Source organism: Carboxylicivirga sp. (assembly GCF_982718395.1).
This window is the reverse complement of sequence record NZ_CEXQWX010000129.1, coordinates 1-17,555: the sequence shown is the minus strand read 5'-3', so window position 1 is coordinate 17,555 and position 17,555 is coordinate 1. Positions and strand designations below refer to the sequence as shown.

The 17,555-nt window shown below is 36.9% G+C and carries 20 protein-coding genes; 10 read left to right on the top strand and 10 right to left on the bottom strand.

Annotated elements, in window-relative coordinates:
* Positions 1-75 precede the first annotated feature (75 nt).
* The 6 genes from AC4MRQ_RS19175 to AC4MRQ_RS19150 all read left to right on the top strand — a co-directional run bounded on the left by AC4MRQ_RS19175 (position 76) and on the right by AC4MRQ_RS19150 (position 5,731).
* Complete coding sequence (locus AC4MRQ_RS19175) at positions 76-870, top strand: undecaprenyl-diphosphate phosphatase (protein WP_491199326.1); 795 nt, start codon at positions 76-78, stop codon at positions 868-870.
* Between the two features lie 28 nt (positions 871-898).
* Positions 899-1,612, top strand: coding sequence for a tRNA pseudouridine(55) synthase TruB (gene truB / locus AC4MRQ_RS19170; RefSeq protein ID WP_491199325.1), 714 nt, complete (start codon positions 899-901; stop codon positions 1,610-1,612).
* Between the two features lie 150 nt (positions 1,613-1,762).
* Positions 1,763-2,812, top strand: a complete 1,050-nt coding sequence (queA, locus tag AC4MRQ_RS19165) for a tRNA preQ1(34) S-adenosylmethionine ribosyltransferase-isomerase QueA (protein ID WP_491199324.1) — start codon at positions 1,763-1,765, stop codon at positions 2,810-2,812.
* A gap of 105 nt (positions 2,813-2,917) precedes the next feature.
* Complete coding sequence (locus tag AC4MRQ_RS19160) at positions 2,918-3,733, top strand: universal stress protein (RefSeq protein ID WP_491199323.1); 816 nt, start codon at positions 2,918-2,920, stop codon at positions 3,731-3,733.
* 120 nt (positions 3,734-3,853) lie between these two features.
* Positions 3,854-4,876 carry an ATP-dependent 6-phosphofructokinase gene (locus AC4MRQ_RS19155; RefSeq protein ID WP_491199322.1) on the top strand — a complete coding sequence of 341 codons (1,023 nt, stop codon included), beginning with the start codon at positions 3,854-3,856 and terminating at the stop codon, positions 4,874-4,876.
* Positions 4,877-5,026: 150 nt separating this feature from the next.
* Positions 5,027-5,731 carry a phosphoadenylyl-sulfate reductase gene (locus AC4MRQ_RS19150; protein ID WP_491199321.1) on the top strand — a complete coding sequence of 235 codons (705 nt, stop codon included), beginning with the start codon at positions 5,027-5,029 and terminating at the stop codon, positions 5,729-5,731.
* A 660-nt stretch (positions 5,732-6,391) separates the two neighbouring features.
* Here the strand turns inward: AC4MRQ_RS19150 and AC4MRQ_RS19145 are convergent.
* Both AC4MRQ_RS19145 and AC4MRQ_RS19140 read right to left on the bottom strand, forming a co-directional pair.
* Positions 6,392-7,096: a hypothetical protein gene (locus tag AC4MRQ_RS19145; protein WP_491199320.1), complete on the bottom strand. Its 705-nt coding sequence runs from the start codon at positions 7,094-7,096 to the stop codon at positions 6,392-6,394.
* Positions 7,097-7,172: 76 nt separating this feature from the next.
* Positions 7,173-8,759 (bottom strand): aspartate:alanine exchanger family transporter, encoded by a 1,587-nt coding sequence (locus tag AC4MRQ_RS19140; RefSeq protein ID WP_491199319.1) that lies wholly within the window; start codon positions 8,757-8,759, stop codon positions 7,173-7,175.
* 151 nt (positions 8,760-8,910) lie between these two features.
* On the opposite strand from AC4MRQ_RS19140, the gene AC4MRQ_RS19135 reads away from it, so the two are divergent.
* The 3 genes from AC4MRQ_RS19135 (at position 8,911) to AC4MRQ_RS19125 (ending at position 10,867) form a co-directional block, all read left to right on the top strand.
* On the top strand, positions 8,911-9,186 hold the full coding sequence (locus AC4MRQ_RS19135) for an acylphosphatase (protein WP_491199318.1): 276 nt from the start codon (positions 8,911-8,913) through the stop codon (positions 9,184-9,186).
* A gap of 152 nt (positions 9,187-9,338) precedes the next feature.
* Positions 9,339-9,824, top strand: coding sequence for an RNA polymerase sigma factor (locus tag AC4MRQ_RS19130; RefSeq protein ID WP_491199317.1), 486 nt, complete (start codon positions 9,339-9,341; stop codon positions 9,822-9,824).
* Positions 9,824-10,867, top strand: a complete 1,044-nt coding sequence (locus AC4MRQ_RS19125; RefSeq protein ID WP_491199316.1) for a hypothetical protein — start codon at positions 9,824-9,826, stop codon at positions 10,865-10,867. Before AC4MRQ_RS19130 ends, AC4MRQ_RS19125 begins: the two co-directional genes overlap by 1 nt.
* A 4-nt stretch (positions 10,868-10,871) precedes the next feature.
* Here AC4MRQ_RS19125 and AC4MRQ_RS19120 read toward each other — a convergent pair whose 3' ends face one another.
* From AC4MRQ_RS19120 to AC4MRQ_RS19090, 7 genes are all read right to left on the bottom strand, one after another.
* Positions 10,872-11,819: a sensor histidine kinase gene (locus AC4MRQ_RS19120; RefSeq protein ID WP_491199315.1), complete on the bottom strand. Its 948-nt coding sequence runs from the start codon at positions 11,817-11,819 to the stop codon at positions 10,872-10,874.
* A 137-nt stretch (positions 11,820-11,956) separates the two neighbouring features.
* Complete coding sequence (locus AC4MRQ_RS19115; protein ID WP_491199314.1) at positions 11,957-12,691, bottom strand: hypothetical protein; 735 nt, start codon at positions 12,689-12,691, stop codon at positions 11,957-11,959.
* A 75-nt stretch (positions 12,692-12,766) separates the two neighbouring features.
* Positions 12,767-14,110: a hypothetical protein gene (locus tag AC4MRQ_RS19110; RefSeq protein ID WP_491199313.1), complete on the bottom strand. Its 1,344-nt coding sequence runs from the start codon at positions 14,108-14,110 to the stop codon at positions 12,767-12,769.
* The gene (locus AC4MRQ_RS19105; protein WP_491199312.1) at positions 14,079-14,615 is read right to left on the bottom strand and encodes a hypothetical protein; all 537 of its coding nucleotides are present in this window, start codon (positions 14,613-14,615) and stop codon (positions 14,079-14,081) included. Before AC4MRQ_RS19105 ends, AC4MRQ_RS19110 begins: the two co-directional genes overlap by 32 nt.
* A complete protein-coding gene (locus tag AC4MRQ_RS19100) occupies positions 14,608-15,153 on the bottom strand; it encodes an RNA polymerase sigma factor (protein ID WP_491199311.1) in 546 nt (181 codons plus the stop codon). Before AC4MRQ_RS19100 ends, AC4MRQ_RS19105 begins: the two co-directional genes overlap by 8 nt.
* Positions 15,154-15,238: 85 nt before the next feature.
* Complete coding sequence (locus AC4MRQ_RS19095) at positions 15,239-15,742, bottom strand: O-acetyl-ADP-ribose deacetylase (RefSeq protein ID WP_491199310.1); 504 nt, start codon at positions 15,740-15,742, stop codon at positions 15,239-15,241.
* Positions 15,743-15,747: 5 nt separating this feature from the next.
* On the bottom strand, positions 15,748-16,230 hold the full coding sequence (locus AC4MRQ_RS19090; RefSeq protein ID WP_491199309.1) for a YdeI/OmpD-associated family protein: 483 nt from the start codon (positions 16,228-16,230) through the stop codon (positions 15,748-15,750).
* A 48-nt stretch (positions 16,231-16,278) separates the two neighbouring features.
* On the opposite strand from AC4MRQ_RS19090, the gene AC4MRQ_RS19085 reads away from it, so the two are divergent.
* Positions 16,279-17,019 carry a tRNA lysidine(34) synthetase gene (locus AC4MRQ_RS19085; RefSeq protein ID WP_491199308.1) on the top strand — a complete coding sequence of 247 codons (741 nt, stop codon included), beginning with the start codon at positions 16,279-16,281 and terminating at the stop codon, positions 17,017-17,019.
* A 54-nt stretch (positions 17,020-17,073) separates the two neighbouring features.
* Here AC4MRQ_RS19085 and AC4MRQ_RS19080 read toward each other — a convergent pair.
* Positions 17,074-17,555: glutathione peroxidase (locus AC4MRQ_RS19080; RefSeq protein WP_491199307.1), on the bottom strand; the 482-nt coding region annotated here is incomplete at its 5' end.

Sequence of the window (17,555 nt, the reverse complement as noted above, 5' to 3'; positions counted from 1 at the left end):
GTGTTATTCGGTTTCCTTTTTGAGATTTATGCTATCATGAAAAAACCTAAAGCCGAAAAATAATCAATTAACAAGATGGGAATATTTGAAGCATTGGTTCTTGGAATTATCCAGGGACTAACTGAGTTTTTGCCTGTAAGTAGCAGTGGTCACCTGGAAATTGTTAAAGCAATTTTTGGAGACAATGCTGTTGCCAAAGAAAGTATGTTTATGACGGTGATGCTGCATGGTGCCACTGCATTTAGTACAATCGTTATTTTTAGAAAAGAGATCATGGAGATTCTGACTGGATTATTCCAATTTAAATGGAATGAACAAACCATTTTCTCTTTAAAGATTATTTTATCAATGATTCCTGCAGCATTTGTTGGAATTGCTTTCAATGACCAGATTGAAGCCTTATTTAACAATCAAATATTGCTTGTTGGTATGATGTTACTGGTAACATCAGCCCTTTTGTTTTTAGCTGATAAAGCCAAAACAACCGAGAAAGGAGTATCCTATTTCCACGCTATTATAATTGGTGTAGCACAAGCCATTGCAATTTTACCAGGTATTTCTCGGTCAGGAGCTACAATCTCTACATCAGTTTTGCTAGGTATTGACAGAACCCGGGCTACACGTTTTTCTTTTCTGATGGTTGTTCCGCTTATATTAGGAAAAATGGCTAAAGATCTTCTTTCAAGCGAATTCACAACTAGCGATGTATCCTTTATGCCTATAATCATAGGTTTTATTGCCGCATTCATTACAGGAATGCTGGCCTGTACATGGATGATCAAACTTGTTAGAAACAGTAAACTGACCTACTTTTCGATTTATTGTGCCATCATAGGTTTAATAGCAATTGTTCACCAATTATTTTTTTAGCAGATAAATTATAAATATCCAATCAACAATGACCATAGAATACAGTGAAGAACGCTTTCGTGAAGGACAGGTTTTATTGATTAACAAACCTTTGGAATGGACTTCTTTTGACATTGTGAATAAAATACGCCTCTCACTAAAACGCTATTTAGGCATTAAAAAAATTAAGGTGGGACATGCTGGTACGCTTGATCCTCTGGCCACAGGCTTGGTCATTGTTTGTACAGGTAAAGCAACAAAGCAAATTGATCAATTCCTGGGAATGGATAAGCAATATATCGCTAATGTAAGACTTGGTGCCACAACCCCTTCATTTGACCTTGAAACGGAAGTGGACAAAACCTATCCTTACGAACACATTAACCAGGAGGCAATTGAAAAAGCATTAGAGTCCTTTAGAGGTAAAATAGAGCAGATTCCACCCATGTTTTCTGCATTAAAGGTTAACGGACGTAAGCTCTATGAGCTTGCCAGGCAAGGGAAAGAGGTTGAACTTAAGGCCAGAGAAATAACCATTAGTGACCTGAAACTACTTCATTGGGAAGGCCAGGACTTGAAATTAGACATTTCATGCAGCAAAGGCACTTATATTCGATCTTTAGCCCGTGATTTGGGTTATGAACTGGAATCAGGTGGTCATCTAACCGGACTAATACGAACAAGAATTGGTACTCATCAACTATCTGAATCATTATCAATTGTAGATTTTGAAAAAAATCTTGCTACTTTTGCAACAAAATAGAAAATACCACGTATAAGGTACCCTGTTTGGAAGAAAATAAACGACTAATCCTTTGTTAACAGGATTGTACAGAAGGTTCTTCATCTTACTTGCAGTAAGGTGATTTTCTTTGTATTTACTTGATAATAGAAATTAGAAAAACGAATATATATGAAGTTATCAAAGTTTAAGTATAAACTACCGGAAGAGCTTATTGCATTGCATCCTGCAGAGAATCGCGACGAATCGCGCTTAATGGTGCTTAACAGACAAACCAAAGAAATTGAGCACAAAATCTTTAAAGATGTCATCAATTATTTCGATGATCAGGATGTAATGGTGTTTAACAACACCAAAGTATTTCCGGCAAGACTATATGGTAACAAAGAAAAAACGGGTGCTGAAATCGAAGTATTCCTTCTTCGGGAGTTGAATAGAGAACAACGTCTTTGGGACGTTTTAGTTGATCCGGCTCGTAAAATCCGTATAGGTAACAAACTATACTTTGGTGATGATGACAACTTAGTTGCCGAAGTAATTGATAACACTACTTCTCGCGGTCGTACCCTTCGTTTCTTATATGATGGCTCTTACGAAGAGTTCAAAGATACTTTGTATGGAATGGGCGAAACACCACTTCCTAAGATCATCAATCGTGAAGTAGTTCCTGAAGATCGTGAGCGTTATCAAACGATATATGCCAAGCACGAAGGTGCAGTGGCTGCTCCAACTGCTGGTATGCATTTTAGTCGCGAATTGATGAAGCGTTTGGAGATAAAAGGTGTTGATTTCTCTGAGATTACGTTGCATGTTGGTTTAGGTAATTTCCGTCAGGTTGATGTGGAAGATTTAACCAAACACAAGATGGACTCAGAACAGATCTTTATCACGGAAGATGCAACTAAAATCATCAATTTAGGAAAAGATCGTAAGAAACGTGTTTGTGCAGTTGGTACAACTGTAATGAGAACACTTGAAAGCTCAGTATCTACATATGGTCATGTGAAACCATTTGAAGGATGGACCAATAAATTCATTTTCCCTCCTTATGAATTCCAGGTGGCGAATTCCATGATCTCGAACCTTCATTTACCATTATCAACCTTAATGATGATGACTGCCGCCTTTGGAGGATATGACTTCATCATGGAGGCGTATGATATTGCGGTGAAGGAAAAATATCGCTTTGGCACCTATGGCGATGCCATGCTGATAATATAATTAACTCATATATTGACACTAAAGCCAGCCTCAAGCTGGCTTTTTTTATTTTATTACCACTCCTTTTTTTGTAACTTGGATTAGCACACCAAAAAAGAAAATGCAATGGTACGCTTATTTGTTCCTGTTAATTTCTCTGAATACTCTATTAATGCTGTGTATTATGCGCTTAAACTGGGGCAAAAAATCCCGACTGTAATTACACTCGTCAACTGCCAACCTCCAATTGATGATTCGAACATCAACCACATGAGCAATTCAAAGGCTCTAATGGATTTAAAAAATAAATTGGAATCTCAGTTTAATGCACATCAGAAAAAGAACATCAACCTGCTTACACGTTACGAAACAGGGTATCCGGAAGACATTCTGGTTAAGATCAGTATAAAAGAAGAACCCGATGCCATCGTTATGGGAACCCGTAGTAAAGGTGAAACTATTAAAGAGTTGTTAGGCAGTGTTACCAGCGATGTCGTAAAAAATGCCAAAGTACCGGTTTTAGCCGTTCCTGCTGTTAGTATGGTTGACACTGAAAGAATCAGTAATATCTTATTCGTAACTGACTTTAGCGATTGTGATTACCGATCCATTCATAAACTAATTCGATTAATCACACCTTTTCAGACACAGATCTTCGCGGTTCATTTTAAGGGTTCACAACCTGATAAATGGGATAAAAAAAGGCTTGAAGAAATGCGATTGTATTGCCATCAAACTTACCGAAACTATTCAGTCAATTTTAGTTTTATTACAGGCGAAGATTTCATTTCAGATCTGGACTCATTTATTCAAACAAACAACATTGACCTGATCGCTATGACACGACATAAACGTAACATGATATCAAAAATATTGCACCCCAGTATTACTCGCAAGATATTGTTTCATACCGACATACCACTTTTGGTTTTTCATGAATAGGGAAAACATTCATTTTAGCAATGAGGTTATTTTGTATAAAAACAGTAATTTAAGAGCTTATTATATCGATAAACTAAGGATTTTGCATAAATCAATGTCTGAAAATAAAAAGATTTAAAGATGGGTACAGGGAAAAAACGAATTGGGATTTTATCAGCCGGTGGTGATTGCCCTGGCATCAATGCTGCCATTAGAGGGGTAGGAAAAACAGCTATTGTCAAATATGGAATGGAAGTAGTTGGTATTGCCAATGGCTTTAGTGGTCTGATGAATATGGAAGCAACGGCCATGGAAGAAAAAGCACTGTCCGGCATCATTACTGTTGGAGGAACTATTCTCGGCACTTCCCGTTTTAAGCCTTTTAAAGCTGAGGAAGGAGAAACCGAAAATAAACCTCAGAAAATAAAAGAGAATTACGATAAGCTTGGATTGGACGCCTTGGTGTGTATTGGTGGAAATGGCACGCAAAAAACAGCTAATTTGCTATCACAAGAAGGTCTGAATGTGATTGGAATTCCTAAAACCATCGATAATGACGTTTATGGAACAGACGTAACCTTTGGTTTTGATTCCGCAGTTGATATTGCTACCGAAGCTATCGACCGTCTTCATACAACAGCTAACTCCCATAAGCGTGTAATGGTAATTGAGATGATGGGACACCACGCGGGATGGATTACTTTACTCTCCGGTATTGCTGGAGGTGGTGATGTAATCTTGTTGCCAGAAATTGAATATGACCTTGATAATGTATGCAACTGTCTATTGGAACGTAATAAAGTTGGTAAACCCTATTCCATTGTTGTTGTCGCAGAAGGCATTGAAAAACCAAAGAAAAAATCAGCTGCCAGCTATATTGGTAAAAAAATACAAAAAATGACTGGTATGGAAACCCGTGAAACCATTCTTGGTTACATTCAGCGTGGTGGAAGCCCGAGTCCTCAGGATCGAATCCTGGCGACACGCTATGGCGCACATGCAGCCGAACTTATTTATCGTGGCGAGTACGGAACAATGGTATCCTTAAAAAATGATGTGATTACATCTGTTCCACTAAGCGAAGTTGGTGGTAAATTAAGACTGGTTAATCCTGATCATTATTTAATCGATCAAGGACGTAGCATGGGTGTTTGCTTTGGATAAAATACTATCTATTGAATATATGAGGGCAATCATTAATCAGATGGTTGCCCTTTCCTTTTTCATTCAATCCCTCCTTTTAATTATTATTCCCACCTCTAATTTAGAATATTGCATTAGTGGCTAATTACTATCTTTGCAAAAAAAATTAATATGCAAGCAGAAGAAATCAAAAAGCTGAACGAGAAATTTATCAACTCATCAGCTCAAGAAATATTAAGCTATTTTATCGAACAATATGGTGATAAAATAGGACTGGCATCAAGTCTTGGAGCTGAAGATCAAGTGTTAACTGAAATGGTTGTAAACATCAATCCTGACACGAAGATTTTCACACTCGATACAGGTCGACTTTTTCCTGAGACTTATGATCTGATTGACCGCACATCACGCAAGTACAAAAAGAATCTGGAAATATACTTCCCTAAGAAGAAGAAAGTTCAGAAAATGGTAAATGCGAAAGGTATCAACCTGTTTTTTGAAAGCGTTGAGAATCGTAAAGAATGCTGTTTCAACCGCAAGATTGAGCCATTACAAAGAGCTTTTAAAGGCCTGGATGTATGGATTTGTGGTCTTCGTGCAGCACAATCAGTGACACGAACTGACATTGATAAAGTGGAATGGGACGCCAATAATAACCTTATAAAGATTAATCCTCTTGCAGACTGGAGCGAAGAACAGGTTTGGGATTACATCAAAGAAAAAGGTATCCCGTATAATACTTTACACGATAAGGGTTATCCAAGTATTGGCTGCCAGCCATGTACACGTGCTATTATGGAAGGTGAAGATGTTAGAGCCGGTCGCTGGTGGTGGGAAAATCCGGATACAAAAGAGTGCGGCTTGCACAAAAGGTAACATTACCGGATTAGGTATCAAAAGGATAAAACGAGCATTGCAGGCATCTGTAATGCTCATTTTTATTGCTTAATAACAGGTCATTACCAGTCAATTATTAATATTAGTCATCTGAGTAAACCAGATAATCTCTCAATCTAATATGCCAATCTCTTAATTGATAATGATTGTCATAGAATGAGGTGTGGCGGTCTATAAATCGTATCTATCAGACTCCAAATTATTAGTGGCGGTTACTTAATGGATAGTAAAAGTCAAATAATTACATCTGCCGGTTAATTTATGCTATGTGGAGATTACAAAATCGATGTATCAAGTCATAAAATCGATTCTGTTGGTTAAATAATATCAAATGTCAACAATAAAATCGAAGGTGGTGATCGCTTAATCTCATGTGACAGTGGCAAAATCAAAGGTGACAATCGCCAAAACAAATGTGGCTGTTACAAGATTCCATGTTACTCTTGTTAAAAGTCAAGTGACAGTCACCAGATTCCAGCTAACTTTTGCCGGAACTATTTTTATATTTCCTGTTTCTCAATGCTATTAGTCAAAAGCCTGATAGAAACCGCTATAAACCCCAATTAGGTAAATAAAAAATCACAGCGCACAGTTACCTGTTAATGCTGTGATTTAAAAATTGTCTGTCGGAATATTGGATCAGAATCTGAATATTAATCCGCCAGAGAAATCTCCTTGAACCGTTAATACGCCTGTGCTAATGCCAACGCCGCTACTTGGCCCGCCAGAACCAATGCCTAAGAAAAGTCCACCGCCTGAAAAGTACATCGGTAATAATAAGCGCCCTTGCATACGAATACCAATCCGATCATTGAAGAAGAACTTTAAACCTCCGCCTAAAGCTGCCGAAAATGAGACATGATCTGACACTCCGTGTGTGGTCATATTGAACCATGTAACACCCAATGATGCCATTCCAAAGGGTACAACTGGTCCTTTACTTAATTCTTTAACTCCTCCCAGTTGAAAATAGTCAATGGCCATGTCGTAGTATGTCACATCACCTGCAGCAAAATCCTGGTATCGTGCGGTTGTTTTTGAACGGGTATATGAGAATTCACCCAAAGTACCGGGCATTACCTCAACCGATAAAATACCACCAAAATTAGCGGCGTTATCCATCTTAAATTTCGCTCGGTAAAGATTAACATGTCCATTCAAAGAAATGCCATAAATGGGCGTTAATTCAATTCGACGGCCGACAGAAGATGTTTGTCGTTTAACAGGCTCCTCTACTTTATAGGTTTGCTGAACTGTTCCTCTTGAGCTGGTTGGGTTTTGCGCAGTCAGGCATATACTCAGACTAAGTCCGAGCAATATAGAAAATAACTTAGGCTTGATCATTCTTTCAAAATTAATGGGTTAATAATTTGATTACCTAATGTACAACAAAATTACTTCTGTTTTGATTAATCCAGGATCAAACAATTCCCAATAACTGCACACAAATTACTAATAATACCATTGCTACCGGATAAACAGTTGCATAAGCGATGGCAGCAGCATTACTATCTGTCATGCTATCTACGGCTGCCAAACCTGGCGTACTGGTCATCGATCCGGTAATGGTACCCAACAAAGTAAGAATATTCAATGATTTCATAAAATAGGCTGCCACAACAGCCATTATCATCGGAAACAGTGTTAAAATTCCTCCTATCACGAAAAGCTGAGCTCCATAATTCATATAAGTATCTACCAAAGTGGCGCCTGCTTTTGTTCCTACGGATGCTAAAAATAACATCAATGCCAGTTGTCGAAGCAATTGGTTGGCAGCACCTGACATACTCCAGATAACAGGACCAGTGCGACCAATGCGAGCCAGAATCATTGACACAGCCAGAACACCTCCAGTCAATCCCAGGCTAAAAGAAAACGAACCACCAAACGACAATGACATTTTCCCGAACAACACCCCAAGCACTATACCTGCTGCAACAGGGAAAAAGTCAGTATCTGATAGCTTTTTATCGTTATTTCCAAAAATGCGGATCACTTGTTTCATATTTTCACGACTACAAGCCACCATTACTTTATCTCCCATTTGTAATTTGATAGATGGTGTTGGAGTAATGTCGATTCCACTTCGACGAATTCTGGTAACAGTTGCCTGATAGTTGGTCCATAAATTAAAAACGCTCAGTGCTTTATTCACAGCTTCGGTGTTGGTTACCAAAATCGATTGCACTTCATAGCCTTCATTTAATGGAATCTTTTCTTCTGTATCCGAACCTATCAGCAATGTAATTTTTTCAAGGGCATCTTTTGTTCCAACAGCTCTAACCAGATCTCCTTTGCTTAAAATGGTTTTATTATTTGGTGTTGTGGCATAACCATCATGCATTACACGCGATATAACAGCCTGTGTCATTGAACGAACTCTTAAGTGCCCGATGGTTTTACCTATGATATTTTCATTTTCAACCACCAAATTTTTATGCATGATTTCAGGGAAACCCGATTCGGCATTTTTCTCATAATCACGTTCGGCTTTTTTAACATCAGCCCTTATAATTTTGGGATAGAACTTGGCAAATAATATCACACCAATTACGCCGAATGGATAAGCCACTCCATAACCGATGGATACAAGTGGCGAATTCGTTGTTTCAATAGCGGCCGCCAAACCAGGAGTCGAAGTTAAAGCACCGGTTAATAATCCAGTGATAATAGGCATATCAACATCAAATGCTTTATACAGCACAAAAGCCATAACCGAACCCGATATAATTACGACTGTTGCCAACAATGCCAGATTCCGTCCGTTTTTTTGGAAAGAATCAAAAAATCCGGGACCAGCCTGAACTCCAATTGTATAGATAAACAATATCAATCCGATCTGTTCAAGTATCCGGGGCATCACCACTCCAAAATGACCAAAGACTAAGGCCACAAAAATAATGGCAGATATATCAAGCGATACACCTTTAATTTTAATATTGCCAATGATAAAGCCCAGGCAAATAATAACAAATAGGGCAAAATAGCTGGTTTGTAATAGTTCCATTATGTAATAATTAGTCCTAAATATTAATTAAAAGGATTGAATGTGGACGTTTTCTGAAGCTGATCATGATTATTTTGCAAAGATACACTTTCCTTCTCAACGATACTTTCCTATTTTTAATAATTGAAAATGATGACACAAAATGATAGATATGAAGCGGGTGAGAATAATCGTTGATGGAAGAGTACAAGGTGTAGGATTTAGATATTTTGTTGCAAATGGTGCCAGAACACACAATGTTACCGGCTATGTTCAAAACCTACCTGATGGTAAGGTAGAAATTGACGCCGAAGGCGAATGTGAGAACATTCATCATTTTATGACCGAATGCCGTCAGGGCCCTGCCCTCTCCCGCATTGATACTTTTATGGTCAGTGATATTCCGTTTTATGGTTATCGACAATTCAGGATCAAACAAAGGAAATAAAGTAAAAGGATGCGATCTTTATATAAATGCTGCTAATAGAGATCACAACCATAAAATATAATGTTAAAAACTAACAACCTTAATTTTTTTATAATTCTTGTGTAACATATTCGGATAAGTGCGCGTCCTACCAATGTCTTTGAGGCAATTTTATGACAGTAGAAGAATTTAACCAGGCCGTAAATCAATACTCTGATGGGGTTTATCGCTTTGTTCTTAAAAACATTAAGGATGAGGACAAAGCGAAAGACATCATACAGGATACATATGAGAAATTGTGGAAAAAGCACGTGGATATAAATTTTTCAAAAGTCAAGAGCTACCTTTTTTCGGCAGCTTATCATACTTTAATCGACCTGACCAGACGTGAAAAGAAACAAGCCCAATGGGACGAAGTGGATTTTAAGAACCATGCGCATTCTGAAGGATATAATGATTTAAATGAGGTATTGCATAATGCTGTTGAGCGTCTTCCTGAGAATCAGCGGATGGTGGTTATGATGCGTGATTATGAGGGTTATTCATATAAGGAGATTAGTGATATAACAGGACTTTCTGAATCACAAGTGAAAGTTTACATTTTCAGAGCCCGTAAATATTTGAAAGAATACATTGGTAAAATCGAAGTTTTAGTTTAATGATGATTAACAGGGATAACTACGAAGCATTTATGCTTGACTACATTGAAGGAACCATTTCCAACGATGATAGACAGGAACTGCTTGCCTTCCTGGATAAGCATCCTGAATTAAAAAGTGATCTTAAGCTTGACATTAATATCAACTTAAGTGCGGACAATGATGTGTTTGAGCTTAAGGATCAGCTGCTAAAGCATGATGCAGATGAATACGACCTTCCTGTAAAAGATTTCTTACTTATAAAACATTGTGAAGAAGGATTATCCGCTAATGAAAAAGCAGAACTAATTCTAATAGAGCCGGATGAAGACAAACAGCTGGCATCAATTGATCGCTACAACAACACAGTGCTTCAGCCTGATCGCTCTGTTACCTTTAGCAAAAAATCAGGTTTACGCCGATCGCGTCTGATTCCATATTTCAAGCAAAGTGTTCTGAACCGGAGTGTAGCAGCCATTGCAGCTATGGCCTTGTTTGCATCCATTTGGTTATTTACTGATCAATCTGCGTTGCAAAACAATAACGTTGCTGATAATAATGAACAAAAAACGGAGCTTAGTACTCCAGAAGTTTATACAGCCGAAAGTAAAATACTGGAAAAAGTACTTCCCGGCGAAACACAGCCATCAAAGGATAGTTTGCTTGAGTTGTCGAATAATCCAATGGGAACAAAAAAACAAACGCCGGTACGAAAAGAGCCTAATACGAACAAAGCAAAAACTCAATTCCTTGCATCCATCGAGGATATTAATATTGACAATAACCGACCGATTAACGCCTATGAACATGGCTTAAATGTAATGATGCCTCAGTACATGAATAATAATCTTTTACGACAGGAATTGGCCAGTATTTACATGCAAATTGAAGAGGAAGAGAAATCACCTGGTCTTTCTTTAGCCATTGTTGAAGGAGGTGTCAAAGTGATGAATTTCTTATCCAAAGAATCGGTTAAGATGGAGAAATACTATAATGCAGACGGAAAGGTTATTGGGTATCAGGTTAAAGGTGATAATCTGGAAGTTAACAAAAGAGTGAAATAATTTTTCAGGCCCGCACTTTATCTATAAGCATTGAAAAATAAAAGTTAGCTCCCTTTCCTGATTCTGATTCCAGCCATATTCTACCTCCTAAAAGTGATAACATTTCCTTACATATTGACAAGCCTAAACCTGTTCCTCCTGTTCGATTGGCCAATTCAATTTGGGCTTGTTTAAAACGGTCAAAAATTGAATTGTGTAGTTCTGGTCGTATCCCAACACCTGTGTCTTTCACAAAAAACAGGATATCTTCCTTTTCAATTCTGTACCCAAGCTCTATCTGCCCTTTATGGGTAAATTTAATGGCGTTATTAACGAGGTTATGGAAAACGCGTGTCAATTTCTCCTTGTCGGTATAAATCGCCAAATCTGGTATCTCTGTTCTGGCTTTTAGCTGAACTTCCTCTTTCATCATGGGTGAAAAATAGTTATGTACACCACTTATTAATTGATTCAAACCAAACTCTTCGTTATGAATGTAACTATTACCTGATTCTAGTAAGGAGGTATCCATCACATCATTAACAATAGATAATAACTGCCTGGAGCTTTGAAGAATAATACTTAAATATTGCTCCATTTCTTCCGGCTTTGTTCCTTCTGTTTGCGCAATTTCAGTGAATCCAACAATGGCATTCATTGGAGTGCGCAACTCATGGGATATATTCTCAATAAAAGCCGTTTTTAGTTTTTCGTTTTCTTTTGCAACACTTTCGGCCTTTCGCAAGCGACGGATGTGTATTTTACTAAAGATTAGCAGACAAACAGCGGTAGCCAATACATAAAACCAACCTTTATAATGTTGAATCTGGGTTAAAGTTTCCTGATCGTCGGCTATTACTAATGCTAACTTGTCTGAAAAAAGAATCCATAAAGCGCCAATTATTAAATAAATAGCTGATAAGCGATATTCAAAGGGAATCTTAAAATAGATTTTTCTAATTAGTAAGTTCATAAGTAAATATTGCAGTTATTACCCGGGATAAATTTACCGCCATAGTTACAAAATATGTCCAAAAATAATTAAATCTATTTGATAAAAAGCATGATTATATTGACCGATGCACGCATTATTATTAATAATTCTATTTACTATTCATACAGTACTGATTCATCCCAACCATCTAAGTGTAAGATAACTGCTTCTTCACTATCTCTTAACGTTTTTATATAGAAACTTTTTTGTTTTTCAATCACAGCATCACATTCTTCTGTATTCACAAAATTGAATCTTAAATAACGTTGAACTGGGTATGATTCTGCCACAGCTCCAGAGTCGATTAATTGCAATTGCCAGGTACTTCCATCGCATCCACTGGAAATATACTCAACATTCAGGCAATTTCCTTCAATGGATATGTTCTTAATATTTAATCCTTCAGCATTTGCAGTTTCGTAACCTTCAGGCCAAATTCTTACCACGTCGTCACAGCCTTCGGTATATTCCAATACAGCTTTCCCGTCTTCGCACTTAACACCTGTTGGCGGTGGCCAATAAATCATAGTGCAAGCAACTTCACTATGCCATTTCTCCATATAGTTATCAGACACATTGTTAAATCCTTCAATTTTCTTCTGAAATAGAATTGTATTAACACTTTGATGATAAGGTAAGTAATATGCAGGCCCTCCACAATAACTTCTGCCAATAGCTGCAAATTCCCATTCATCGGCGTTGTTGCATTCTACACTTTCCGATATTGCTACTAATTCTTTATAGGTTTCATCGAGCCATAACTCGTACTCTTCTTTGCTCTTTTCGTCACTCTCACATGAGTAGATCAGTGTTAATGATATTAACACAAGAAAGAAAAAACGTATTTTCATTTTAATATTAGTTAACCGTTCTTTCTTTCAGACGCTGAATTGACAAAAAAGTTGCATGCCAGCTCAATTTTTCAACTATTGATTGATACTAACTGCCATTTCGTATCCATTAACCACTATTTGCGGAGATGAATCATTGACATTGCCATACTCATAGTTGAATTCCAAATTATTATCATCTTTAATTTTCTTCCTTATAACATACTTACCTTCCGAAATATTCAAGTCAGGATATTGAAGTTTTCCCGATAAAATGAAGGCTTTAGGGTTAGCCAAAGTCATATCAATCTCAGTATACTTACCAGTAATCTCTATTTTCTGAAATTCAGACGATACACTTTCAATTTCAATCTCATCTTCATATCCCGAATGTACCAAGGATTTGCCTAAGCTACCAATGGTAAACTCGTTGTACTTACCATCTTTTGATTTTAGTTTGTTTACCTCCTGAATTTTAATCTCATTTTCATATGCCTCAAGCAGTTCTAATGAGTTAATTCTGGAAGCAACAAATTCAATGTACTTAGCGGAAACTCTTAAATCTTCAACATCATCAAACATAAAGGAACCTTCATACCCCTCTAAATAAAGCTGTTTAGCAACTCTCATGTTCAAGTTGGCATATTTACTGATGATATTCACATTTTGTGCATCGTTACCATTAAAACTGCCTTCGTAAATATTTAAGTCGATAGATGCTGTTTCACCAGTTGCAATTTTCGAGTATTTGGCTTCTAAGGATAATGACTTTGTTTCTTTGGTTGATAACGTACTTTCATATAATTTAAGCTTAACATTATTTGTTGATGCCATTGCTAATTGAGAATATTTCAGATCGCCTGTCACATTTCCTGATACTTCATTAAATTCTGATTTTGTATCATATAAGTTTAGCCTTAAGTTACCTTCGATATTACCTTTTACTTCCAGTTTGGAATATTTAGCATCCACATCAATATTAGATTTTTCGGGCAACCAAATATCACACCGTTTTATTTTAAATTCTTTCAACTTAATGCTTTGCTTTTTGTCTGATTTTAATGAGACTTTACTCCATTTCATTCCCATTATTTCCAGATTGAAATTATTCTGAAAGGCCAGATCAATAACAGCCTCACTCCCACCTGAATTACCTTTAAGAATGGATGATTCCATTAGCTCTTTTAACTTATCTAAATCTTCTTCTTTTCCATCTGCCATATATTCCAGTTCAATTCTGACTTCATTATTGACAGAAGGTCTTACATTCACCGTTATGTCATATAAATTCAGTTGAATATCAGCCGAAGATTTAATATTAATCTTCTTTTTTAGTGTTGTAGATGTTTCATTCTGGGCAAGTCCATTTATTGATCCTAACAGAATGATGAAGCTTAGTAATATTTGTTTATATCCTGATATGCTTTGATTTATTTTCATCTTTTTGCTGTTTACGTTTTTCATTGATTAAGCGTTCAATTATCCGCAGACGTTTCTCGTAAGTATCCAGCATAATCAGTACGGCGCGCTCGTTATAACCATGCTGTTTTATATCATTTAATCCTTTATTATAAATGGTATCCAATAACTCCAATTCATCGAGTAACAGTAGATCCAGTTTAGCATCTGTTGACGGTAATGATCTTAGTTCATCCCATTTCAGGTTCACCTGATCAATATAATGACGTTCTTTTTCAGCCAGCTCTTCATTGATGGCTGAGAGATTATTCATCTGTTCGCGCATCATTAATTCATGGCGAGTGATTATACCAATAAACAAGAGTATCCCGGCAGCAGCCGAAACTCTTAAAAGATACTTTCTCCATGAATTGGCTGGTCGCTTTAATCTGTTATCGATATTTTGCCACATCCGATCCTCTTCGAGTTGGAAAACATCCAACTCTGCTCTGTTCTTTTTTAAATAATCTTCCCAACTATCAGGCATAAAGAATCGATTTAAGTTTACTATTTAATAATTTCCTGGCTCGATGATATTGCACTTTACAGTTATTCTCGGTCTGCCCGGTTATTCGGGCAATTTCGTTGAACCGATAACTTTCTATAGCTCTCAAGGTGAAAACAACTCTGGCTCCCTGTGGTAATTCCATGACCGTATTCATAATCACCTCAACAGGTACTTCATCAGAGATCTCTTCATCTTCAACATCTTGTATTTCATCAATTGATCCGGCCCACAATTGCATCTTCTTTTGTTTGCGAATCAAACTGATTCCCTCATTAACTACAATTTGTTTAAGCCACGATGAAAATGCTCTTACCTCCTTTAATGTTTCAATCTTTTTAAAAGCTTTTACAAAGCTATCCTGTACAACATCTTCAGCATCGAACTGATTACCAACAATACGATAGGCCACGTTATACATTGGCCGGACATATTGCTGATATAATGCAAATCGGGCACGTTCATCACCTTTCTTACATCGTTCAACAAGTTGTTTTGTCAGGTTAATCGATTGATTCAATATTCAGGTTCTTTTCTTTAAGGATGCACTAAAATTGAAAAGGTTAAAATGTAGAAAAAGAAAAAATATCCAATTAATGAAAGTGCTATATCAAGTGCTTATACAGTTGAAAGTTTTCATCGTCAAAACAGACAAAAAACACTTTTGAAATAATCCGGCCTTTAAAACTCTTTACAGCCTGAACTGCAACTTCTGCAGCTTTATCTTTAGGGTAGCCATAAATCCCCGTACTGATATTTGGAAAGGCAATCGTTTCAAGTTCATTTTCTTCAGCCAATTTTAAAGAATTGACATAACAGTCATGAAGTTTTTCTTTTTCACCAGTATTACCTCCCTTCCAAATCGGACCAACTGTATGAATAACTTTTTTTGCTGGTAATAATCCAGCTGTTGTAATAACTGCTTCACCTGTCGGGCAACCCCCTTGTTTCTCTCTAATTATTTTGCATTCATCCATGATTGCTGATCCTCCGACTCGATGAATAGCTCCATCTACGCCTCCTCCACCAAGTAAGCCGCTATTGGCAGCATTAACAATGACATCAACATCATATTTAGTAATATCACCCTTTATCAATTCTAATCTCATGGCTTTTATTTTAAGTGTTTATTCTTTAAATAATCCATCATTTTAATAATGCGTTTGGCTTTCGTTTCGTCTTTCTTTGCTTCGTATATCCAGGTAATGATTTCCTGTTGCTGATTAGCCGTTTCTTTGTTGAATGCTTCAAAAAGACGACTATCCTCCAGGTCAAAACAATCAATTACCTCCTGTGGAATTTCAACAGGTAAATTATCAGGGAATAGTCGTATATGCACACTGTCTCCTTCCCCTTTGCCAATTGCTTTGCGTATAGCTGCCTTTACAGGCAACATCATATGTCCATTGCCAAGAGGCATTAACCGCGCATGTTTCAACTCAAAATTATCGATGCTCCCATGAACTTTTATCCAATTAAACCAGGCATGTTTATCCGGTTCAATCTCCGGAATCTCAGCATATGTCCAACCTCCCTTTCCTGAAAACTTTTGGAGGAAGTAGGTTTTGTCGACGAGTACCTTTTTACTGTTTTTCATTAATAATTATGTCCTTATTTATATTTACAAGTTAATTACTTTTGCATCATGCATCAAAAACTCAACAAAAAACAGCAGGCTTTTATTCAGAAAGTGCGGCAGACAGCAGGGAAAGCGATTAATCAATATCAAATGATTGGAGCTGATGATACTGTAATGGTAGCTGTTTCAGGTGGTAAAGACAGCCTGGCGCTATTGGAGATTTTATCGAACCGAAGGAAAGGAATGCCTATTCATTATCATCTTCATGCGGCTCATATTATTACAGAAGACGTACCCTATCAAATAGATGTGGAGTGGCTCCAACAATTTTGTGATAAGTTGAATGTCACATTACACCTGGTTACAACGCGTGCCAACCTTGAAACAGCAGGTAAAAAAAAGCCATGTTTTGCATGTTCACGTAATCGTCGAAAAGAATTGTTTCAACTCACGCATTCATTGGGTATTAAAAAATTAGCTTTTGGTCATCATTTGGATGATGCTGTCGAAACATTAGTGATGAATATGACTCAACACGCAAATATTTCTTCTATACCTGCCAGGCTTGATATGTTTGATTCTAAACTTGAGGTAATACGACCACTAATACTTTTAACCAATGCAGAAATGAAGCAATATGCACAATTGATGAATTTTGAAAGTCTGAAACAGGAATGCCCATATGAAGATCATACCATCCGACAAAAAGCAAGAGAGATCGTTGAACAAATGACAAGCATTAATCCTAAAGCACGCATTAATCTCTTTAATTCAATGAAGAAAATCGATTTTGAATACTTGCCATAAAAAATGCCGGCTAAATAACCGGCATTATCATCTGTGGATCAAACCTATACTACTCTAACCCTTAATCCAAGACAACACTTCCTTATCATACGGTTTTGTACCTGATGATATTACTTTCTCAAGCTCTCCTTTTTCGTTAATCAGATATTTTTGAAAGTTCCATTCTACTGAACTATCCATTTTACCATTCAATGTTTTACTAGTCAACCATTGATAAACCGGATGCTTGTCTTCATCGGTTATGGTAACCATTTCCATAATCGGAAAAGTAATTTCGTATTTATTGGTACAAAATGACCGAATCTCTTTTGTATCCTCAAATTCAGTTCCTCCAAAACTATTAGATGGGAAAGCAAGTATTACCAATCCTTCATCTTTATACTTTTTGTATAATACTTCTAACATTTCATATTGCTCTGTAAATGAACACTTACTGGCTGTATTTACGACCATTACTTTATGCCCCTTCAGTTCATTCAACGAATAAGTTTCGCCTTCAAGCGTTTTAACCTGAATGTCATAAAAAGAATTTTGGG

Coding starts and splice junctions, on each gene's coding strand:
- AC4MRQ_RS19110 (WP_491199313.1), bottom strand. CDS start 14,110: ATGAAAATAAATCAAAGCATATCAGGATATAAACAAATATTACTAAGC.
- AC4MRQ_RS19115 (WP_491199314.1), bottom strand. CDS start 12,691: ATGAAAATACGTTTTTTCTTTCTTGTGTTAATATCATTAACACTGATC.
- AC4MRQ_RS19085 (WP_491199308.1), top strand. CDS start 16,279: ATGCATCAAAAACTCAACAAAAAACAGCAGGCTTTTATTCAGAAAGTG.
- AC4MRQ_RS19175 (WP_491199326.1), top strand. CDS start 76: ATGGGAATATTTGAAGCATTGGTTCTTGGAATTATCCAGGGACTAACT.
- AC4MRQ_RS19130 (WP_491199317.1), top strand. CDS start 9,339: ATGACAGTAGAAGAATTTAACCAGGCCGTAAATCAATACTCTGATGGG.
- AC4MRQ_RS19150 (WP_491199321.1), top strand. CDS start 5,027: ATGCAAGCAGAAGAAATCAAAAAGCTGAACGAGAAATTTATCAACTCA.
- AC4MRQ_RS19095 (WP_491199310.1), bottom strand. CDS start 15,742: ATGAGATTAGAATTGATAAAGGGTGATATTACTAAATATGATGTTGAT.
- AC4MRQ_RS19090 (WP_491199309.1), bottom strand. CDS start 16,230: ATGAAAAACAGTAAAAAGGTACTCGTCGACAAAACCTACTTCCTCCAA.
- AC4MRQ_RS19125 (WP_491199316.1), top strand. CDS start 9,824: ATGATGATTAACAGGGATAACTACGAAGCATTTATGCTTGACTACATT.
- truB (WP_491199325.1), top strand. CDS start 899: ATGACCATAGAATACAGTGAAGAACGCTTTCGTGAAGGACAGGTTTTA.
- AC4MRQ_RS19140 (WP_491199319.1), bottom strand. CDS start 8,759: ATGGAACTATTACAAACCAGCTATTTTGCCCTATTTGTTATTATTTGC.
- queA (WP_491199324.1), top strand. CDS start 1,763: ATGAAGTTATCAAAGTTTAAGTATAAACTACCGGAAGAGCTTATTGCA.
- AC4MRQ_RS19120 (WP_491199315.1), bottom strand. CDS start 11,819: ATGAACTTACTAATTAGAAAAATCTATTTTAAGATTCCCTTTGAATAT.
- AC4MRQ_RS19160 (WP_491199323.1), top strand. CDS start 2,918: ATGGTACGCTTATTTGTTCCTGTTAATTTCTCTGAATACTCTATTAAT.
- AC4MRQ_RS19145 (WP_491199320.1), bottom strand. CDS start 7,096: ATGATCAAGCCTAAGTTATTTTCTATATTGCTCGGACTTAGTCTGAGT.
- AC4MRQ_RS19105 (WP_491199312.1), bottom strand. CDS start 14,615: ATGCCTGATAGTTGGGAAGATTATTTAAAAAAGAACAGAGCAGAGTTG.
- AC4MRQ_RS19155 (WP_491199322.1), top strand. CDS start 3,854: ATGGGTACAGGGAAAAAACGAATTGGGATTTTATCAGCCGGTGGTGAT.
- AC4MRQ_RS19135 (WP_491199318.1), top strand. CDS start 8,911: ATGAAGCGGGTGAGAATAATCGTTGATGGAAGAGTACAAGGTGTAGGA.